The sequence below is a fragment of the Lentilactobacillus parakefiri genome (assembly GCF_002157585.1).
Lineage (GTDB): Bacteria > Bacillota > Bacilli > Lactobacillales > Lactobacillaceae > Lentilactobacillus > Lentilactobacillus parakefiri.
This window is the reverse complement of sequence record NZ_BDGB01000009.1, coordinates 3,451-3,855: the sequence shown is the minus strand read 5'-3', so window position 1 is coordinate 3,855 and position 405 is coordinate 3,451. Positions and strand designations below refer to the sequence as shown.

Here is a 405-nt window from a genome sequence, read left to right as displayed (position 1 = left end):
ATGGCTACTGATTTAGTCTTAAAGACCCTGGAAAGCGCGGTTAAAAATCGAACCATTACTGGGGACCTGATTATCCACACAGACTTAGGATCACAGTACACCAGCGATGATTACAACCAACGGTTAACAGAACTACATATCCGCCACTCTTACAGCCGTAAGGGGTGTCCATACGATAATGCGCCAATGGAATCCTTTCACGCTTCCCTCAAAAAGGAATGTGTTTATCCAGTGCCGGTCTTTGAGAATTATGAAACTGCCGCTGCTGTCCTTTTTGAATATGTGCATGCTTTCTACAATAGGAAGAGAATTCATAGTTCACTGGGCTACCAGACCCCCTTACAAGTTGAAATCGCAACACTTACGAGCCAAATGGCCGCCTGATTTAATGCTTTCCATGGTTCA

Annotated in this window: 1 protein-coding gene; it reads left to right on the top strand. The window is 44.4% G+C overall.

All coding sequences use genetic code 11. The features are described from left to right. The coding region (locus tag LPKJCM_RS14065; protein ID WP_165758549.1) for an integrase core domain-containing protein at positions 1-384 on the top strand (384 nt) is incomplete at its 5' end. Between the last annotated feature and the right edge of the window lie 21 nt (positions 385-405).